This window comes from Pseudoxanthomonas sp. LjRoot206 (assembly GCF_056175725.1).
The window spans coordinates 258,522-276,860 of record NZ_JBGFFI010000003.1; the positions used below are offsets into that span (position 1 = coordinate 258,522).

Genomic DNA, 18,339 nt, shown 5'->3' on the forward strand with positions numbered 1-18,339 from the left:
CGGCGACGGCCGTCCCATGCATCCCGTGCTGCATTGCGGTAACGTGGCGCCATGAGTGAGCCGACGTCCTTTGAAGCCCTGCGCGCCCGCAAGCGCGCCGACCACCTGATCGACCTGCGCGACGAACTCGCCAGTGCACTGACGCACGGCCTGGGCGCGGTACTCGCGCTCGCCGGCGGCGCGGTGCTGATCACGCTGGCAGCGATCCATGGCGACGGCTGGCAGCTCGGCGCGTCCATCGTCTTCGGCGTCACCCTGCTGCTGCTCTACACCGCCTCGACCCTGTACCACGCCATCCAGCATCCGGTGGCGAAGGGACGGCTGAAAGTATTCGACCACTGCGCGATCTACCTGCTGATCGCCGGCACCTACACCCCGTTCACCCTGATCGGCCTGCGCGGGCCGTGGGGCTGGGGCCTGTTCATCGCCATCTGGACGATCGCCATCGCCGGCGTGATCTTCAAACTGTTCTATACCGGCCGCTTCAAGCTGCTGTCGACGATCCTCTACATCGCGATGGGCTGGCTGGTGGTCGTGGCGATCAAGCCACTGCTGACCTCGGTCGATCCGTGGACGCTGGGCTGGCTGCTGGCAGGCGGGCTGTTCTACACGCTGGGCACCTTCTTCTACCACCGCGAGTCGATCCGCTACTCGCACGCGATCTGGCACCTGTTCGTCATCGGCGGCAGCGTCTGCCACTTCGTCGCCGTCACCCAGCAGGTGCTGCTGCCTCGCATGGCGTGAATCGCGCATCGACGTTCGTGTCCCGCACATGAACCTCTGATCTGCGTTTCGCGGTACGTGAACACGCGTTCCCCAACGATGGGGCCATGAACGCCGCGCCTGCCCCACGTCGCCGCTTCGCCTTGCGTCCGCTGTCGCGCACCGGCGCTGTCGTGCTCGGCGTGCTGGCGGCGCTGATCGTGGTGATCGCGATTCTGTTCGAATGGAACTGGTTGCGCCGGCCGATCGAATGGGTCGTGGAGCGGCAGACCGGGCGCAGCTTCCATATCGCCGGCAACCTCGACGTCGACCTGGGGCGCGTGACGACCGCGCGCGCCGACGCGCTGACCTTCGGCAACGCCGCGTGGTCCAAGGTGCCGACGATGGCGGCCGCCGACCGTGCCGAAGTGAGCGTGGACGTGTTCCCGCTGGTCTTCAAGCGCGAGACGCGCATCCCACGCATCCAGCTGACCCGCCCGCAACTGCGGCTGGAGACCGGGCCCGACGGTGCCGGCAACTGGGTGTTCGGCGACAGCAGCGGCGACAGCCGGATGACCTTCCGCGATCTGTGGATCGATGACGGCCGCCTGCTGTTCCTCGACCCGAAGACGAAGACCGAGGTCGACATCGCGCTGGACAGCGCGACGTCGACCACGCCGGATGAGCCCGCGGCCGTCAACGTAGACGGCAAGGGCCGCTGGGCCGGCAACCGCTTCACGCTGGCCGGCCAGGTGGCGTCGCCGCTCGCGCTGCGCGACACCGACAAGCCTTATCGCATCGACCTGCGCGCCAGCGCCGGGCCCACCCGTGCGCATGCGCGCGGCACCTTGCTCGATCCGTTCCGCCTGCGCGATTTCGACCTGCGGCTGATGCTCGCCGGCCAGAATCTGGAAGACCTGTTTCCGCTGATCGGCGTCGCCACGCCGCCGACCCCGCCCTACAAGCTCGATGGTCGCTTCACCCGCGATGGCAACACCTGGCATTACGACGATTTCGCCGGCGTGGTCGGCGACAGCGACCTGGGTGGCTCGGCGGCCCTGACGGTGGGCCGCGAACGTCCCCTGCTGAAAGCGAACCTGGTGTCGAAGCGACTGGACTTCGACGACCTGGCCGGCTTCGTCGGCGCGCCGCCGCAGACCGGTGGCAACGAAGCCAGTAATCCCGAGCAGCGTGCCGAAGCGGCTGCGTTGGCCGCCGATGCGCGCCTGCTGCCGGATACGCCCTACGACCTGACCAAGCTGCGCGCGATGGACGCCGACGTGCGCTGGAAGGCGCACCGCATCAATGCGCCCAGCCTGCCCATCGACGACATGGATGCGCACCTGCTGCTGGACGCCGGCCTGCTGCGCCTGGAGCCGTTGAACTTCGGCGTCGCGCAGGGCGACATCCGCTCGCAGATCCGCATGGACGCGCGCAGCGACACCATCCGCACCGACGCGAAGATCGCCATCCGCCGGCTGGATCTCGGCGAGCTGTTCCCGCAGGCGGAACTGACGAAGAGTGCGATCGGCCGCATCGGAGGCGACATGACGCTCGCCGGCACCGGCAATTCGATCGCCGGCATCCTCGGCACGGCGGACGGCGACATGGCCGTCGGCATGGGCCGCGGCCAGATCAGCAACCTGCTGATGGAACTCGCCGGCCTGGATATCGCCGAGGCGTTGAAGTTCCTGATCACGAAGGACAAGACCGTGCCCGTGCGCTGCGCCTTCGGCGACTTCGCAGTGAAGGACGGCGTGATGCAGACGCGCACCTTGGCCTTCGACACCGCCGACACCATCATCGTCGGCAAGGGCCAGATCAGCCTGAAGGACGAGACGCTGGACCTGGAGATGCGGCCGCGCCCCAAGGATCGCAGCATCCTGGCGCTGCGATCGCCGCTGGTCGTCGGCGGCACGTTCAAGGATCCCTCGTTCCGTCCTGACTTCAAGCGGCTTGGCCTGCGCGGCGCCGTGGCCGTCGCGCTGGGCAGCATCACCCCGCCCGCGGCACTGCTGGCGACGATCGAGGTCGGCCCGGGCGAAGACAGCGCCTGTGGCGGCCAGTACGCGAAGTGATGTTCAGCTGGCGATGTAGCGCTGCAGCTGATCCAGTTCCACCCGCTGGTCTTCGATCACTGCCTTGACCAGATCGCCGATCGAGATGACGCCGACGACGGCATCGCCATCCGCGACCGGCAGGTGGCGGATACGGTGCTCGGTGACCACCTGCATGCAATGGTCGACGCTGTCGTCCGGCCGCACGGTCACCACCTTCGAGGTCATGATGTCGCGTACCGGCGTGTTGGACGACGAGCGCCCCTGCAGCACGACCTTGCGGGCGTAGTCCCGCTCGGACACGATGCCGCACAACCGCGGCCCCTGCATGGCGAGCACCGCGCCGACGCCCTTCTCGGCCATCAGCCTGATGGCATCGAGCACGGAAGCGTCGGGGGATACCGCGAAGACGTCAGGGGTCTTGGCCCCCAGCAACTGACGAACCGTGCGCATGGCGAACTCCTGGGTGGGGAGCGGGTCGATCTGGTGCGGCCAAGGATACTCCTGCCGAGGCGGGTTGCCATGCGTCCACCAGGTACAGCGGCCGTTGCTTGGATTCCTCGTACAGGCGGCCGAGATACTCGCCGATCAGGCCCAGCGCCATCAGCTGCACGCCCCCGAGGAACAGGATCACCGTCATCATCGTCGGCCAGCCGGCGACCGGATCGCCGAACAGGAACGCCTTGCCCACGATGTAGAGCGCGAAGGCGAAGGCGAGCAGCGCGGTCAGCACGCCCAGGTAGGTCGCCACGCGCAACGGCGCGGTGGAGAAGCTGGTGATGCCCTCCAGCGCGAAGTTCCACAGCTTCCAGAAGCCGAAACTGCTGCTGCCCGCCACGCGCGCCTCGCGGTGGTAGGGCAGCGCCTTCTGGTTGAAACCCACCCAGCCGAACAGGCCCTTCATGAAGCGATGACGCTCGCGCAGTTCTCGCAGCGCCGCCAGCGCGCGCGGCGACAGCAGACGGAAGTCGCCGGTGTCGGCCGGGATAGGCGTCTTCGACAGCCGCCCGATCACCCGGTAGAAGGCGTGCGCGGTGGCGCGCTTGAGCCAGCCCTCGCCATCGCGCTCGATGCGCGTGCCATGGACGTTGTCGTGGCCTGCCTGCCACTCGCGTACGAAATCGCCGATCAGTTCCGGCGGATCCTGCCCGTCCGCATCCAGGATCAGCGCCGCGCCCGTATCGACGCGGTCCAGGCCCGCCGTCAGCGCGGCTTCCTTGCCGAAATTGCGCGACAGCCGCAGCACCGACACGCGCGGATCCTCCGCCGCCAGCGCGCGCATCACCGCCCACGTGGCGTCACGACTGCCGTCATCGACGTACAGCACGCGACCCTGCACGCCGTCCAGCGCGTCCAGGGCTCCCATCACGCGCGGATGCAACAGCGGCAATGCCTGCGCTTCGTTGTAGGCGGCCACCACCACGGTGACCTGCCAGGCATTCTCTTGGTTCATTGCAGCGCCTCGAGATACGCGGCGCCACCGATCTGCCGGACCTGCCGCTGGATGCTCGCGGCGCGGCGTTGCACGTAGGGTCCCGGGCGGTGGGCGCTGTAGCGGCGCGGTGACGGCAGCACCGCGGCCAGGCGCGCGCTTTCGCCGGGCGTCAGGCGCGCCGCGTCCTTGCCCCAGTAGCGCCGTGCCGCGGCCTGGCCGCCGTATACGCCGTCGCCGAACTCGGCGACGTTGGCGTAGACCTCCAGGATGCGCTGCTTCGGCCACAGCGTCTCGATCAGCACGGTGTACCACGCTTCCAGACCTTTGCGCGCCCAGCGCGTCAGCCGGTTGCTGCCCTGCCAGAGGAACACGTTCTTCGCGACCTGCTGGCTGATGGTGCTGGCACCGCGGATGCGGGTCACCGGCCGACCGCGCTTCTCGGCACGTTCGACCATCTTGCGGTTGTGCACGCGCGCCTTCTCGATCGCCGCCAGGTCGAAGCCGTGGTGGCTGGCGAAGTTCTGGTCCTCCGCCGCGACCATCGACAGCGGCAGGCTGGGCGCCATGCGGTCCAGGTCGCGCCAGTCGTAGGACAGGCGGAACCCGAAGTCGCCCTGCCCCCAGGCCTCGAACATCCGCGCCGCCATGAACGCGGTAAATGGCGGATCGACGAAGCGCAGCACCGCCACCTGCAGGATGCTGGCGGCCGCGAACAGGAAGGGCAGCGCGAGCAGCCAGCGGAACCAGCGGCGCCGACGCGGCGCATTTTCGCTCGACGCTGCGCTCATCGGGCCAGCCGGATCTTGAGGATGGTGTTGATTGCCCCCATCGTGGCGTTTCCCCTTCGAACATGTGGTCGCCGGCATTATGCCGAGACGTCCACCCGCCCCGCATTCCCCCTGCACGGATTCCCATGACCACCGACGCTTCCACCGATGCCCTGACCCGCTTCCTGCTGCCCGCCGCCGGCGTCCGTGGCGTCGCCGTGCGGCTGGACGACACCTGGCGGACGGTGGCCGGACGTGCCGACTACCCAGCGTCCGCGCGCGAACTGCTGGGCGAGGCCAGCGCGGCCGCCGTGCTGTTCACCGGCCATACCAAGGTCGACGGGCGCCTGTCGATCCAGTTGCGCAGCCAGGGCAGCCTGCGCAGCCTGTTCGCCGAATGCACCGCGGCGGGCACCGTGCGCGGCATCGCGCAGGTGACCGAGGGCGAGGACGCGCCACGCGACCTGCGCGACCTGGGCGATGACGCCCTGCTGGCGATCACCATCGAGAACACGGGCCTGGACCCGCGAGAACCGCAGCGCTACCAGAGCCTGGTCGGCCTGCAGGCCAGCCGCCTGGCCGAGGCGTTCGAGGATTACTTCCGCCAGTCGGAGCAGCTGCCCACGCGCCTGCTGCTGTCTGCGGACGGCGACCGGGCCTGCGGCCTGATGCTGCAGAAGCTGCCCGGCGACGAAGGCGACGACGATGGCTGGAACCGCGCCGGCGCCCTGTTCGACACCTTGGGCGAGGCGGAGCTGCTGGCCACCGCCGTCCCGGACCTCCTGCACCGCCTCTTCCACGAGGAATCGCTGCAAATCCTGACCCAGCGCCCAATTCGCTTCGGCTGTTCTTGTTCGCGCGAACGGGTCGAGAGCATGCTGCAATCGTTGGGAGAGGAGGAAGCGACGGCCGCGCTGGCCGACGGGGTGGCCGAAGTGCGTTGCGAGTTCTGTGGGCAGGAGTATCGGTTCTCCCCTGTGCAGATCGCGGAACTTTTCAGCCAGCCCAGGGTCGACGTGGAAGCGCCCACCCGGCTGCAGTGATCCGGCGGTCAGTTGGCCGCCTCGGGGACTTGTTAAAGAAACATAAACGGCATAGCATCGGTTCCCCTTCGGGAGGGGAACTCCGGGTCGACCCAGGAGTCTGAAGCGAGCCATGAACCTGCGTAGCCTTTCACTGTCGCTTGCCCTGTTGCTCGCCTCCGGCGTGGCAACGGACGCGCATGCGCAGAAGGCCACGCGCAAGCCGGCTTCGGACCCCCGTCCCACCGCCCTGCCGATCTGGAACAACGACGGCAAGGTCGAGGCGGTCCTGCTGCTCGAACCCACCGGCCAGGCCGAAGCCGGCGCCCGCTGGCGCCTGGGCCGCAACTCGCTGACGACCGCCTTCGGGCTGGAGAGCGGCGACGAACTGGGCCTGGTCTGCAATCGCAAGGCCGGCGTGGTCGGCAACATTGGCAACCTGGCCAGTCACTGCATGCTGGCGACGCTGGGCGACGACGATGACGCCACGGCAAGCCAGCGCGTCAGCGCGTCCGCTGTCCTCAGCCGTCCTGGTGGCAAGCTCGGTCTCTCCGCCGGTACCGGTCGCGACACTCTGCCCGCCTGGCTGTCGTCCGGCCGCGGCACGGGTCGCGTCGAACAGAACGACCTGACCGTATTCGGCCAGAAGAACATCGGTCGCGAAGGTTTCGTATCGATCGGCGGCGCAGTGGCGAAGGCGACCATCGTGCCCGCCTCCGACCTGCCGGCGCTTGCCGACCGCTGGAACAGCCGCAGCCTGTCCGTCGGCGGTGGCTACGGCCCGTTCAGCGCGAACATCATCGGGCGCGTCATCGATGTGCCCGGCCAGCCCGGCAAGTTCGAAGGCCTCGGCCTGGGCCTGACCTGGCGCACGCCGTGGAGCGGACAGCTCACGGTAGGCGCCGAGAATGTCATCACCCGCGGCAAGAATCCCTTCTCGTTGACCAACGAGAACGCCGACGAAGGCACCGTGCCTTACGTCCGCTACGAGCAAGACCTCTAACTCCCCCCGTTCGATTGCATACGGCGCCGTGCTGTCGCAGTGCGGCAAATGCGTGTGCGCGGCGTTCGAATCTCCTCGATTGATCCTGCGGATGTCGGTGCCGACGGGTGCTTCGCGCGTGCCCGACATCACAGTTACGTAACTCGACTTACATCTATTTGCCTTCAGTCTTCACGCGGGTTTAATTCTTGTTAAAAGCCGACTAGTATCCGGTCACCCCCTCGTTTCGTGGTCGCCCTTTTTGACCGCCTCGAGGGACACCTTGGTATACCCCCCTTATTGGGAGAGAGAGAGAATGAACTGCAAAACCACGAAGCTCCGTGACGCGATCTCGTTCGCGCTCGCGGTCGGCGCAGTGTCGGCGGTGGGCACCGGTGCGGTGTTCGCGCAAGACGCTGGCCAGACCGAAACCACCACCTTGGACCGCATCGAAGTCACCGGCTCGCGCATCCGCCAGGTCGACGTCGAGAATGCCGCTCCCGTGCTGACGATCAGCCGCGCGGACATCGAAAAGCAGGGCTTCCAGTCGGTCGCCGACATCCTGCAGAACATCTCCGCCGTCGGCGCACCCGCCATCAGCCGCGCCCAGCCGCTGTCGGCCGGCGAGAACGTCGGTGGCCAGTTCATCAGCATGCGCAACCTGGGCGCCACGCGCACCCTGATCCTCGTCAACGGCAAGCGCCTGGGCATCAGCACCAGCGGCCTGCAGGACATCTCGCTGATCCCGACCGCCGCGGTCGAGCGCATCGAAGTGCTGAAGGACGGCGCCTCGTCGATCTACGGTTCCGACGCCATCGCCGGCGTGGTCAACATCATCACCCGTTCCAACTTCGAAGGCGCCACCGCACAGGCCTACTACGGTCAGTACGGCGAGGGCGACGGCGAAACCACCCGTGCCGACTTCGTGATGGGCTTCACCGGTGACCGCGGCTCGCTGACGGCGGCCGTCGAGTACCGCAAGGAAGAGGACGTGATGTCCGCCGACCGCGAGTACTCCGCGTACCCGCAGGGCCAATGGCATCCCACCCGCGGCTGGACCACCGTCAGCCAGTGGGGCGTGATCAATCTGCCCGCCGCGCTGGGCGGCAACCGCGTGCTCAACACGGGCGCGGACTGGCGCAACATCAACAACTACCATGCGCTGAACACCAACACCGGCACCACCGCTGCCGACCCGAACGGTTCGACGGTCGACAAGAGCAACACCAACCTGCAGACGCACCTGCGTACGCCGCTGGAAAGCCGCTCGCTGTTCGTCGATGGCGTGTTCGACATCAATGATTCGCTGCGCTTCCGCGGCAACATGATGTACAGCCAGCGCGACGCCGAGCGCCAGGTCGCGGGCTATCCGTTCCAGAGCACCTCGTTCGCCGGCACCACGATGGCGGTGAACAGCTACTACAACCCGCTGGGCACGTTCCACGGAGCCGCTACGCCGACCACCGTGAACTATTCCCGCCGCACTTGGGAAATCCCGCGCGTCGATCGCCCGACCACCACCAACTGGCGCTTCTCGGGTGGCCTGGAAGGCAGCTTCGACGTCGGCGATCGCATCTTCGACTGGGACGTCGGCTACCTGTACAACAACAACAAGGTCACCCAGGAAAACTACGGCAACCTGAACGTCGCGCGCGTCGGCCAGGCCGTCGGTCCGTCGTTCCTGAATGCCCAGGGCGTCGTGCAGTGCGGTACCGCTGCCGCCCCGATCCCGCTCGCCAACTGCGTGCCGTGGAATCCCTTCATCCCGTTCGGTCGCGTGGGTGATGGCGGTCTGACCGGCAACCAGGCGCTGATCGACTTCCTGTTCCAGACGCTGAACTCGTCGGGCGAGACCGAAACCGAAGTGTTCACCGCCAACCTGGCCGGCTCGCTGTTCGCCCTGCCGGGCGGCGACCTGGGCTTCGCGGTCGGCGTGGAAAGCCGCAAGGAATCGGGCGAGTTCATCCCCGACGCCATGGCGGTCACCGGCAACTCGACCACCCTGTCCGCCGGCCCGACCGATGGCAGCTACAAGGTCGACGAAATCTACGCCGAGTTGGCGATCCCGCTGCTGGCCGACCTGCCGGGTGCGCAGGAGCTGAGCTTCAGCATCGCCACGCGTTACTCGGACTACGACACCTTCGGCGACACGCTGAACAGCAAGTTCGGCTTCAAGTGGAAGCCGATCGATTCGCTGCTGTTCCGCGGCACCTATGCCGAGGGCTTCCGCGCGCCGACGATCGCCGACCTGTACGGTGGCGGTTCGCAGACGTTCTCGTTCTTCACCGATCCCTGCGATACCAACTTCGGCAGCTCGCGCAGCAACGCCACCACCCGCGCCAACTGCGTCGCCGCCATGGGCGCACTGGCCAATACGTACCGCCAGCTGGGCCAGGGCCTGACCCCGGTCGGCTCGGGCAACGCCCAGACGCCGGTCGCGTTCTTCTCCGGCTCCAACGAGAACCTGATCCCGGAAACCTCGGAATCGAAGACGTTCGGCGTGGTGTGGAGCCCGGGCTTCCTGGAAGGCCTGAACGTGAGCCTCGACTGGTGGAACATCCGCATCGAAGACACGATCGTGGCCGACAGCCCGACCCAGATGTTGAACGACTGCTACATCCTGGGCGTGGCCGCGCGCTGCGCGGACTTCACGCGTGACGCGACGCTGGGCTATGTCAACAGCCTGACGTTCACCAGCATCAACGCTGGCTTCCGCGAAACGGAAGGCTTCGATCTGGACCTGAGCTACCGTCTGGCGACGGAAGGTTTCGGTACCTTCAACCTGACCTGGCAGACCACCTACACCAGCAAGGATGAAATCAAGACCGACACCAGCCCGACCACGCTGCCGCAGCAGCTGGTGGGTTACGCCACCTCGCCGGGCTTCCTGGGCACGCATCGCATCCGCTCCAACGCGAACGTGACCTGGAACATGGGCAGCTTCGGTGCCACCTGGGGTGCGCGTTACTACTCGTCGCAGAAGGAAACCTGCTTGTCCGCCGCGCTGTTCCCGGACGAGTGCACGGATCCGGCGTTCGTCGCCGCCAATGCGGCACAGACGCGTGCGATCAACCAGATGGGCTCGGTCACGTTCAACGACCTCGAGTTCCGCTGGAGCGCGCCGTGGAATGCGACCATCTCGATCGGTGCCAACAACGTGTTTGATCGCCAGGGTCCGCAGTTCTACAGCCAGCCCAGCGCCAACGTGTCCTACCACGGTCAGTACGACATCGGCCGCTTCATGTACATGAAGTACCAGCAGAAGTTCTGATCGCAGTCGATGCGATGACGTACAGCACGGCCCCGAAAGGGGCCGTGTTTTTTTGTTTTTGACGGCAATGGCCGAACGAGGCCGTGAACCGCCTGCGCCGCAACGCGCGCGGCTGCGGGAAGCCCGATTACCGGATGGAGTGGCACACGCCTGCGACCTTAGGCATAGGCGTCGGGGGCCGACACGGCCTTGCACCACGCCGGGGCATCCGCCTGTTCAGGTTGGCGCCTCTTGCACCCAGGGGGGACTTTGCCTGTCCGGGCCTCGGGTTTTGCCGCATTTTGGCCGCTTAACAACACTTTAATTCTTCCCGGGGGCCGACTATGATCGGGCCACCCTCGCTATTTGGCCGCCGCCACTTGGCCGGCCGGCGGGGATTCCCTAGGGCTTAAACAACGTCACCCGGAGAGAGAATGAACCACAAGACCACCAAGCTGCGCGAAGCCATCGGCTTTGCCCTGGCAGTGGGTGCGACCAGCGCCGCCGGTACCGGCCTCGCGTTCGCGCAGGAGTCCAACGAAGGCGCCAAGACCCTGGATGCGATCCAGGTGACCGGCTCCCGCGTGGCCCGCGTCGAAACCGAAACCGCCAGCCCCGTCGTCGTGATCGACCGCGCCGCCATCGAACAGACCGGCAAGCTGACCCTGGGCGACCTGATCCAGGAAATGCCGGCCATGTCGGGCGCCCCCACCAACCCGCAGGTCAACAACGGCGGCGGTGACGGTGCATCCACCATCGACCTGCGTGGTCTGGGTTCGGCCCGCACCCTGCTGCTGGTGAACGGCCGCCGCGTCGTCAACGCCGACGTCAACTCCATCCCGGCCTCGGCCGTGGAGCGCATCGAAATCCTGACCAGCGGTGCGTCCGCCGTGTACGGTTCGGACGCGGTCGCGGGCGTGGTCAACTTCATCCTGCGCCGCGACTTCGACGGCATGACCGCCTCGGTCGACTTCGGTATCACCCCGGGTCACCAGGACGGCCAGCGCAGCGGCGGTTCGCTGACGTTCGGCCAGGTGGGCGACAAGGGCAACATCATCGCCGGCCTGAGCTACAACAAGTTCGACGGCATCTCGTCCGCCGACCGCGACTTCTCCAAGGACGCCACGTATCTGTACTCCGGCTACGTCACCGTCTTCGGTTCCAGCCGCAACCCGAACGGCCGCATCTACTTCCCGGCCGGCAGCGCGCTGGCGACGCAGTACGGCTGCTCGTCGGTCACCCTGACCCCCGGCACCACTGGCGCCGCCACGGGCGACTACCGCTGCTACAACGGTGCGCGCGACTCGTACAACTACCAGGCGACCAACCTGATCATGACGCCGCAGGAGCGCACCAACGCGTTCTTCCTGGCGAACTACCAGATCACGGACAACCTCAACGCGTTCGCCGAGGTGTACCACAACAAGACCTCGTCCAACTTCGCGATCGCGGCCCTGCCGTTCGACGCCAACAGCGACGGCGTGGTGATCTCGGCCGACAACTTCTACAACCCGTTCGACCAGAACTTCGGTCCGGCGGCTGACGGCAGCGTCAACCAGTTCCTGACCCGCTGGACCTCGCTGGGCCAGCGCCGTTCGTACTACGACACCACCACCTCGCAGGTCGTCGCCGGCCTGGAAGGCTTCGTGGGCGAAAGCTGGAAGTGGGACGCCGCGTTCAACTACGGCCACTACTTCAGCGAGAACACCAGCTACGGCTACGTGGACTACGCCAGCCTGACCGACGCCCTCGGCCCGTCGTTCCGCGACACCGACGGCGTGGTGAAGTGCGGTGCACCGGGTGCGGTCATCGCCGGTTGTACGCCGCTGAACATCTTCAACATCTTCGACCCGCAGTCGGTCGCGACGATGCAGGCCGCGGAAGCCCGTCCGGTCTACTCGACCATGTACCAGACGCGCAGCTTCGAAGCCAACGCCTCGGGCGAACTGTTCAGCCTGCCGGCCGGTGCCGTGCAGCTGGCGTTCGGCGGCGCGTGGCGCGAGGAATACCAGCGCAGTGAAGTCGACTACATCGCGATCGCCGACGATACCGGCCGCTGCATGATCTCGCAGGAAGCCTGCTCCTCGCCGGTCGGCGGCAAGTACGACGTGACGGAAGTCTACGGCGAACTGTACGTGCCGATCCTGGCCGACCTGCCGTTCGCGCACCTGCTGTCGGTGACGCTGGGTAGCCGCTACTCCGACTACTCGACCTTCGGCGACACCACCAACAGCAAGCTGCAGGTGGAATGGCGTCCGATCGAGAACCTGCTGTTCCGCGGCACGGTGGCGGAAGTCTTCCGCGCGCCGACCATCGGCAACCTGTACGACGGTCCGCAGGGCAACGCCCCGCAGCTGAACGACAAGTGCGAAGGCTATGGTGCGACCGGCACGCCGCGCACGCACGAAAACGCGTGCGGTGCGGGCGCGGGTGCGACCGCCATCCCGGGCACCGGCATCGCGCCGGCCCCGACCAGCCAGTCCAACGGCGTGTGGTCCGGTGCCGTCGCCGCCGGTTTCGACCTCAAGCCGGAATCGGGCAAGTCGTTCTCGTGGGGCGTCGTGTACGACCCGTCGTTCGCGCCCGGCCTGTCGGTCAGCCTGGACTACTGGCGCCTGTACCTGGACGACACGATCACCCGCGCCGACGCGCAGACCGTGGTCGACACCTGCTACAACGATGACAGCCACCCGTTCTGCGAATTCATCAACCGTCGCAGCGATGGCCAGGTGGACTTCATCCGCGAGCCGATCGTCAACTTGGGCCGCCTGGACACGCAGGGCTACGACCTGGCCGTGCGCTACCGCCTGCCCGACACCGCGTGGGGCAGCTGGCTGTTCGGCCTGGACGCGACCTACATCGATCGCTACGACAACGACGTCAACCCGCTCAGCGAAGAAGATCCGGTCAAGCACATCGCCGGCACCTACAACCCGTCGTACGGCATGTACGCCCGTGCCCGCGGCCGTCTGTTCGTCAACTGGAACAAGGGCGACCTGGGCCTGAGCTGGCGCGCGCGTTATGTCAGCGGCTTCGACATCGGCAGCAACGACCTGCGCCAGGGCACCAGTGCGGACGCGGGTTGCAACCCGGCCAACGCGCCGGAGTTCTGCTACGCCCGTCGCTTCGACGACTACCTGGTGCACAGCTTCAGCGCCGCGTACTCGCTGCCGTGGTTCAACTCGAAGGTCGAGGTCGGCCTGGACAACGCGTTCGACAAGCAGCCGCAGACCCTGTTCCAGAACAACGTGCTGAACGCCAACACCGACGTGCAGACCTTCGATACGGTCGGCCGTTACCTGTGGGCGCGCTACACGATGAACTTCTAAGCAGCATGCGGTAACGCAGTACCCTGGGCCGCGCGGCTTACGCCGCGCGGCCTTTTTGTTGCCACGCTAGAATCCGACGATGAATCCACCCCTGATCCAGCAAGCCGTCATGCTGCTGCAGAGCGGCCGTTTCGAGGACGCCGCGAGCCTGTGCAGGCAGGCGCTGAACGCCTCGCCCGGCGACGAGAGTTTCGCCACGCTGCTCGCGATGAGCCTGCAGAACCTGGGCCGCGACCACGAGGCCGCGCCGGTGTACCGCCAGCTGGCCCTCGCCCATCCGCAGGTGGCGGGCCACTGGGCCAACCTCGGGCTGGTTCTGCGCCGCCTGGGCGAGTACGCGGACGCCGACGACGCCTATCGCCGCGCACTGGCGCTGGAGCCGCGCAACACCGGCTTCCTGGTCGACTACGGCCTGCTGCTGATGGACATGGGCCGCATCGCCGAAGCGCGGCATCGCTTCCTCGACGCCGTGGAGCTGGAACCCGATGTCCCCGAAGCCCGCATCTACGCCTCGCTGGCGTGCTTCGAATGCGGCGATGCGCAACGCGCAGCGGCGCTGATTCCCGCCGCTAGCGCATGGCAAGGCCTGCCGCCGCACCTGCGCGAAGAGCTCGCCACGGCACTGATGCAGGTAGGCCGTACCGACGAAGCCGAGGCCCTGCTGCTGGCGCCCGGCATGCAACAGGCCGCGTCCGGCATCATCCGCCTGGCCCAGCTGAGCGAGCGCACCAACCGGATCGCGCAGGCCGAGGCCTTGCTGGTGCAGGCGCGCGCCGCACTGACCGTCGCGGGCCGCCAGGAACAGATCGACCTACTGCACCTGGAATCCTCGCTGGCCATGCGCCGCAAGGACTACGACGCCGCGCACCAGGCCGCCAGCGCCATCATCGCGCTGCAGCCCCACGTGCAGGCGGAAGCCAATGCGCACTTCACCCTGGCCACCATCGCCGACAAGCGCAAGGATCCGGCCACGGCGATGGAGCACCTGGCGCGCGCGCACGCGATCCATTTCCGCCTCGCGGAAGACGTGGTGCCGGAGATCGCCCACTCCGATGCCGAACCGCTGAAGGTCTCCAGCAAATGGCTGGCGGACGACGAAGGCGGTTTCCGTAGCGACCCGCATGCGCCCGACGAAAAGGCGTCGCCGGTGTTCATCGTCGGCTTCCCGCGCTCGGGCACCACCATGCTGGAACAGATGCTGGATGCGCACCCCGGTTACGCCTCGATGGACGAGCGCGCGACGCTGCAGCGCTGCATCGAGCACATGGAAAAGCGCGGCCTCGCGTATCCGCACGGGTTGGACCGGATGGAGGCGGCGACCGCGGACGATCTGCGCGCGGTCTATTGGACCGAGGTCGCGAAAGTCATCAGCCTCGCGCCCGGGCAGCAACTGGTCGACAAGAATCCGCTCAACATGCTGCGCCTGCCGATGATCGTGCGGCTGTTCCCCAACGCGAAGATCATCCTGGCGCTGCGCCATCCCTGCGACGTGCTGCTGAGCTGCTACATGCAGAACTTCCGCTCGCCCGCCTTCATGGTGCTGTGCTCCAGCCTGGAGCGGCTGGCCAAGAGCTACGTCAATGCGATGCGCTTCTGGATCCACCACCAGGCGCTGCTGGCGCCGGACACGCTGATCCTCCGCTACGAGGAGACCGTCGGCGACTTCCCCGCCCAGGTCGACCGCATCGGCGCGTTCCTCGACATCGCCGACCGCGACTTCCTGGCGCAGTTCAGCCAGCATGCTGCGCGCAAGGGCTACATCAGCACGCCCAGCTATTCGCAGGTCGTCGAACCGGTGAACGCGCGCGCGGTCGGGCGCTGGCATCCGTACGCGCCGTGGTTGCGCACCGCCCTGCCCCTCCTGCAGCCGGTGGCCGACCACTGGGGCTACGACCTCACGGTGGAATGACCCGATGCACGCCCTGGCCGACTACATCCGCACCTACGACGACGCCTTGCCTGCCGCGTTCTGTCGCCAGCTGATCGACGGCTTCGAGGCGTCGCCGCAGTTCCAGGTGCCCAACGGACGCGGCTACCGCGCCGCGCTGGAGGAGAGCCGCTGGACCGAGATGAACCTGTCCCGGCTCGGCGACGACGCGTTCCTCGGCTTCTTCATGACCCGCATCGAGGAAGCGCTGGCGCGCTACAACGCCGACGTGCCGCTCAGCCTGCCCATCCCGATGCGCCCGCGCATCGACCGGCTGACGATGAAGAAGTACCGCGCCAACTCGGGCGACCGCTTCCAGCCGCACTTCGACGCCGTCGATGCCGTCGCGGGGCGCTACATGGTGTTCCTGTGGTACCTCAACGACGTCGCAGAAGGCGGCGGCACGCGCTTCATGGACCTCGGCACCGAGGTGCAGCCGCGCGCCGGGCGCTTGCTGATGTTCCCGCCGTACTGGATGTTCCAGCACGTCGGCACGCCGACGATCTCCGGCGACAAGTACATCCTGTCGACCTACCTGCTGTTCGACGCGACCGGCGGCCCGGAAAGCGCCCACCGCTGAGCAGGACGTCGTATCAGGCCACGCCCGCGCGCGTGTTGAAGTCGCCGATCGTCTCCACCAGCTGCTTCAGCGCCTGCACCTCCACCTCGCGCAGGCGGGGATGCCAGGTGTCGAGGATCATCACTACGCGCAGCCGGTCGCTGCGGTTCCAGGCTGCGTGCAGGAAGGTGTCGTCGAACGTCACGCAGCGGCCTTCCGTCCATGCGTGCTCCACGCCGCCCACGTCCAGCGCACAATCCGGCGGCACGATCAGCGGCAGGTGGGTGACGACGCGGCTGTTGGTCACGCCATGGTGCGGCTTGATCACCGTGCCGGGCGACAGCAGCGAGAACAGCACCTCCGGCGCGTGGCCCTCGATGCGCGTCAGCGGCACCTGCGCCAGCGCCGCAGCCGTCGCGGGGCAGGCCGCCAGGTGGTCGGCGAACACCTCGCCATGGCGGTAGAAGAAGTACGCATCCCACGCCGCGGTGTCCAGGTCGCGCGGATTCTCGAGGAAATCGCCCTTGCGCGCGCCGCCGCTGAAGTCGAGGAACGGCTGCAGTCCCGCGCGCGCCGACAGCACCCGCTCCAGTTCACCACGGATCGCCCCGGCGGACTGCTCGAGCACGGCATACCAGGGAAACAGCGCGCGATCGAAATACGGCTCCGGCTGCAGGTCGGGCACATGGAAGAACGTGGGCTGCTGGCGTGGATCCGGGCTGCCCGACGGCCGCAGCCCCAGGTAGCCCTCCAGCGCATGCGCGACGCGCTGCAGCGCCTCGGCGCCGTGCTGCTGGATGAGCGGGGTGATCGCGTTGAAGAACAGCGCCTGCCGGCCGGCATCGATGATCGCCATCGCCTGCCGCACGCGGTCGCGCAGGTCGGGCGCGGTGGTCTGGTCGTTGAGCCAGCGCCCCTTCGCCTGCGCGGTGGTGACCGCGCGGAAGAAGTGCACCAGCGCATCGTCGGTCCGGTCCAGCGCCTGCAGCGCTTCGGCGAGTTGCAGGCGGGCGATGAACGAGTCCGGCGCGCAGGCCACGCCACGTTCGAGGGCGTCGACCGCGCCTGCCGTGTCGCCCAGATGGAGGCGGCAGGCGCCGAGGCGCATCCAGGCTTCGCCGGTATCCGGCGCGGCGGCGGTGAGCGTTTCGAGTTGCGTGATGGCCTCGGCGAACCGTTGCAGCGCCATCAGCGCCTGCGCAACGACCAGCTGGAGTCCGGTGTCGCCGGCATGCCTGGCCAGCCCCTGTTCCGCATCCGCCAGCGCCTGCTCCGCGTTGCCGGTCTCCAGATGATGGCGCGCCTGCTGGACATGGAATGCGGCGCTGGTCATGCGGCGGAGCCTCGGTCGGGATCATCGGGTAACGCGTCGATGATACGGGACATCGCGGCGCCGCCGATGCGCTTACTCCAGCCGCACTTCCGCGCTGCCCGAGAACGTCTCCACGCTCACCCGGCCGCTGCCGCTGCCGTAGGTGGTGGAGAAGGTGGCACCGGGACCGCGGCGCTTCTCGATGGTCACGCCGGTGGCCTTGAGGCTGCCGCTGAAGCTCTCGCCGCTGACCTGCGCGGACACGTCCCTGGGCAGGCGCAGCAGCAGGCTGCCGCTGACGGACTCCATGCTGATCTCGCCGGCCGGGGCCAGTGCGGTGGTGACGGTGGCGCTGCCGCTGACGGTGCTGGCGCTGAGGTCGCGCACGCGCTCGCCGTTGACGACCACTTCGATGCGGCCGGAGACGGTTTCCGCATCGATGTTGCCATTCAGGCGGCCGCGCAGCACGATGGACCCGCTGACCGTGCTGACGTCCACGTCCTCGCTGTTGAGCGTCAGGTTGGCGCTGCCGCTGACCGTTTCGATGTCCGCCTTGCGCGGTGCGGCCGCCGCGACGACGCTGCCGCTGACGCTGCTGATCGAGAGCTCACCGGAGGCCACGCCGCTGACATCCACGTTGGCGGCCACGGACTCGATGTCCAGGTCCGCGCGCACCGGCACCATCACCACCAGATTGGTCGGGCCGGCGCGGTTGCCGCCCCAGTTGCTCTTGGGGTAGCGCACCTCGATGTCGAGCTGCTCGCGCGAGCCGTCGATGTCGAGGCGCTCCACGCCCTTGCCCAGCGTCCCGGTGATCTGGACTTCATTGCGTTCCCAGCCGCGCACTTCGATGCGGCCGCTGACGTTGCTGATGTCGACGCGGCCGCGCGCATCCAGCGGGCGCGTCTCGTTGATGGCGGTCTGCGCCAGGGCGGAGGGGGCCAGCAGTGCAGTGGCCAGCAGCAGCGAGAAGGACGATGTACGCATGGGGAAACTC

At 67.5% G+C, this 18,339-nt stretch carries 13 protein-coding genes; 8 read left to right on the top strand and 5 right to left on the bottom strand.

Annotated elements, in window-relative coordinates:
* Window positions 1-51 precede the first annotated feature (51 nt).
* Window positions 52-744: a PAQR family membrane homeostasis protein TrhA gene (gene trhA / locus AC04MD_RS10480; RefSeq protein WP_475497220.1), complete on the top strand. Its 693-nt coding sequence runs from the start codon at window positions 52-54 to the stop codon at window positions 742-744.
* An 86-nt stretch (window positions 745-830) separates the two neighbouring features.
* Window positions 831-2,780 (top strand): AsmA family protein, encoded by a 1,950-nt coding sequence (locus AC04MD_RS10485; protein ID WP_475497221.1) that lies wholly within the window; start codon window positions 831-833, stop codon window positions 2,778-2,780.
* Between the two features lie 3 nt (window positions 2,781-2,783).
* Here AC04MD_RS10485 and AC04MD_RS10490 read toward each other — a convergent pair whose 3' ends face one another.
* The 3 genes from AC04MD_RS10490 to mtgA are packed head-to-tail and all read right to left on the bottom strand — an operon-like array spanning window position 2,784 to window position 4,982.
* On the bottom strand, window positions 2,784-3,212 hold the full coding sequence (locus tag AC04MD_RS10490) for a CBS domain-containing protein (protein ID WP_475497222.1): 429 nt from the start codon (window positions 3,210-3,212) through the stop codon (window positions 2,784-2,786).
* Complete coding sequence (locus tag AC04MD_RS10495; protein WP_475497223.1) at window positions 3,172-4,212, bottom strand: glycosyltransferase family 2 protein; 1,041 nt, start codon at window positions 4,210-4,212, stop codon at window positions 3,172-3,174. The genes AC04MD_RS10490 and AC04MD_RS10495 overlap by 41 nt, the downstream gene beginning before the upstream one ends.
* Complete coding sequence (gene mtgA, locus AC04MD_RS10500; RefSeq protein WP_475497224.1) at window positions 4,209-4,982, bottom strand: monofunctional biosynthetic peptidoglycan transglycosylase; 774 nt, start codon at window positions 4,980-4,982, stop codon at window positions 4,209-4,211. Before mtgA ends, AC04MD_RS10495 begins: the two co-directional genes overlap by 4 nt.
* Before the next feature lie 125 nt (window positions 4,983-5,107).
* Between mtgA and hslO the strand changes: the two genes are divergently transcribed.
* The 6 genes from hslO to AC04MD_RS10530 all read left to right on the top strand — a co-directional run bounded on the left by hslO (window position 5,108) and on the right by AC04MD_RS10530 (window position 16,051).
* Complete coding sequence (gene hslO, locus AC04MD_RS10505; protein ID WP_475497225.1) at window positions 5,108-6,004, top strand: Hsp33 family molecular chaperone HslO; 897 nt, start codon at window positions 5,108-5,110, stop codon at window positions 6,002-6,004.
* A 148-nt stretch (window positions 6,005-6,152) separates the two neighbouring features.
* Window positions 6,153-6,986: an XOO1806 family protein gene (locus tag AC04MD_RS10510; protein WP_475497681.1), complete on the top strand. Its 834-nt coding sequence runs from the start codon at window positions 6,153-6,155 to the stop codon at window positions 6,984-6,986.
* Window positions 6,987-7,281: 295 nt separating this feature from the next.
* A complete protein-coding gene (locus tag AC04MD_RS10515; protein ID WP_475497226.1) occupies window positions 7,282-10,236 on the top strand; it encodes a TonB-dependent receptor domain-containing protein in 2,955 nt (984 codons plus the stop codon).
* Between the two features lie 413 nt (window positions 10,237-10,649).
* On the top strand, window positions 10,650-13,544 hold the full coding sequence (locus tag AC04MD_RS10520) for a TonB-dependent receptor plug domain-containing protein (RefSeq protein WP_475497227.1): 2,895 nt from the start codon (window positions 10,650-10,652) through the stop codon (window positions 13,542-13,544).
* A 79-nt stretch (window positions 13,545-13,623) separates the two neighbouring features.
* A complete protein-coding gene (locus tag AC04MD_RS10525; RefSeq protein ID WP_475497228.1) occupies window positions 13,624-15,453 on the top strand; it encodes a tetratricopeptide repeat-containing sulfotransferase family protein in 1,830 nt (609 codons plus the stop codon).
* A 4-nt stretch (window positions 15,454-15,457) separates the two neighbouring features.
* Window positions 15,458-16,051 (top strand): 2OG-Fe(II) oxygenase, encoded by a 594-nt coding sequence (locus AC04MD_RS10530; protein WP_475497229.1) that lies wholly within the window; start codon window positions 15,458-15,460, stop codon window positions 16,049-16,051.
* Window positions 16,052-16,064: 13 nt separating this feature from the next.
* On the opposite strand, the gene AC04MD_RS10535 is transcribed toward AC04MD_RS10530, so the two are convergent.
* Both AC04MD_RS10535 and AC04MD_RS10540 read right to left on the bottom strand, forming a co-directional pair.
* On the bottom strand, window positions 16,065-17,363 hold the full coding sequence (locus tag AC04MD_RS10535) for an aspartyl/asparaginyl beta-hydroxylase domain-containing protein (protein ID WP_475497230.1): 1,299 nt from the start codon (window positions 17,361-17,363) through the stop codon (window positions 16,065-16,067).
* 72 nt (window positions 17,364-17,435) lie between these two features.
* Window positions 17,436-18,329 (bottom strand): DUF4097 family beta strand repeat-containing protein, encoded by an 894-nt coding sequence (locus AC04MD_RS10540; protein ID WP_475497231.1) that lies wholly within the window; start codon window positions 18,327-18,329, stop codon window positions 17,436-17,438.
* Window positions 18,330-18,339 lie beyond the last annotated feature (10 nt).

What these genes read in the sequence shown, in the direction of transcription:
- hslO (WP_475497225.1), top strand. Translation starts at nt 5,108, where the DNA reads ATGACCACCGACGCTTCCACCGATGCCCTGACCCGCTTCCTGCTGCCC.
- AC04MD_RS10485 (WP_475497221.1), top strand. Translation starts at nt 831, where the DNA reads ATGAACGCCGCGCCTGCCCCACGTCGCCGCTTCGCCTTGCGTCCGCTG.
- trhA (WP_475497220.1), top strand. Translation starts at nt 52, where the DNA reads ATGAGTGAGCCGACGTCCTTTGAAGCCCTGCGCGCCCGCAAGCGCGCC.
- AC04MD_RS10515 (WP_475497226.1), top strand. Translation starts at nt 7,282, where the DNA reads ATGAACTGCAAAACCACGAAGCTCCGTGACGCGATCTCGTTCGCGCTC.
- AC04MD_RS10520 (WP_475497227.1), top strand. Translation starts at nt 10,650, where the DNA reads ATGAACCACAAGACCACCAAGCTGCGCGAAGCCATCGGCTTTGCCCTG.
- AC04MD_RS10490 (WP_475497222.1), bottom strand. Translation starts at nt 3,212, where the DNA reads ATGCGCACGGTTCGTCAGTTGCTGGGGGCCAAGACCCCTGACGTCTTC.
- AC04MD_RS10495 (WP_475497223.1), bottom strand. Translation starts at nt 4,212, where the DNA reads ATGAACCAAGAGAATGCCTGGCAGGTCACCGTGGTGGTGGCCGCCTAC.
- AC04MD_RS10535 (WP_475497230.1), bottom strand. Translation starts at nt 17,363, where the DNA reads ATGACCAGCGCCGCATTCCATGTCCAGCAGGCGCGCCATCATCTGGAG.
- AC04MD_RS10530 (WP_475497229.1), top strand. Translation starts at nt 15,458, where the DNA reads ATGCACGCCCTGGCCGACTACATCCGCACCTACGACGACGCCTTGCCT.
- AC04MD_RS10525 (WP_475497228.1), top strand. Translation starts at nt 13,624, where the DNA reads ATGAATCCACCCCTGATCCAGCAAGCCGTCATGCTGCTGCAGAGCGGC.
- AC04MD_RS10540 (WP_475497231.1), bottom strand. Translation starts at nt 18,329, where the DNA reads ATGCGTACATCGTCCTTCTCGCTGCTGCTGGCCACTGCACTGCTGGCC.
- mtgA (WP_475497224.1), bottom strand. Translation starts at nt 4,982, where the DNA reads ATGAGCGCAGCGTCGAGCGAAAATGCGCCGCGTCGGCGCCGCTGGTTC.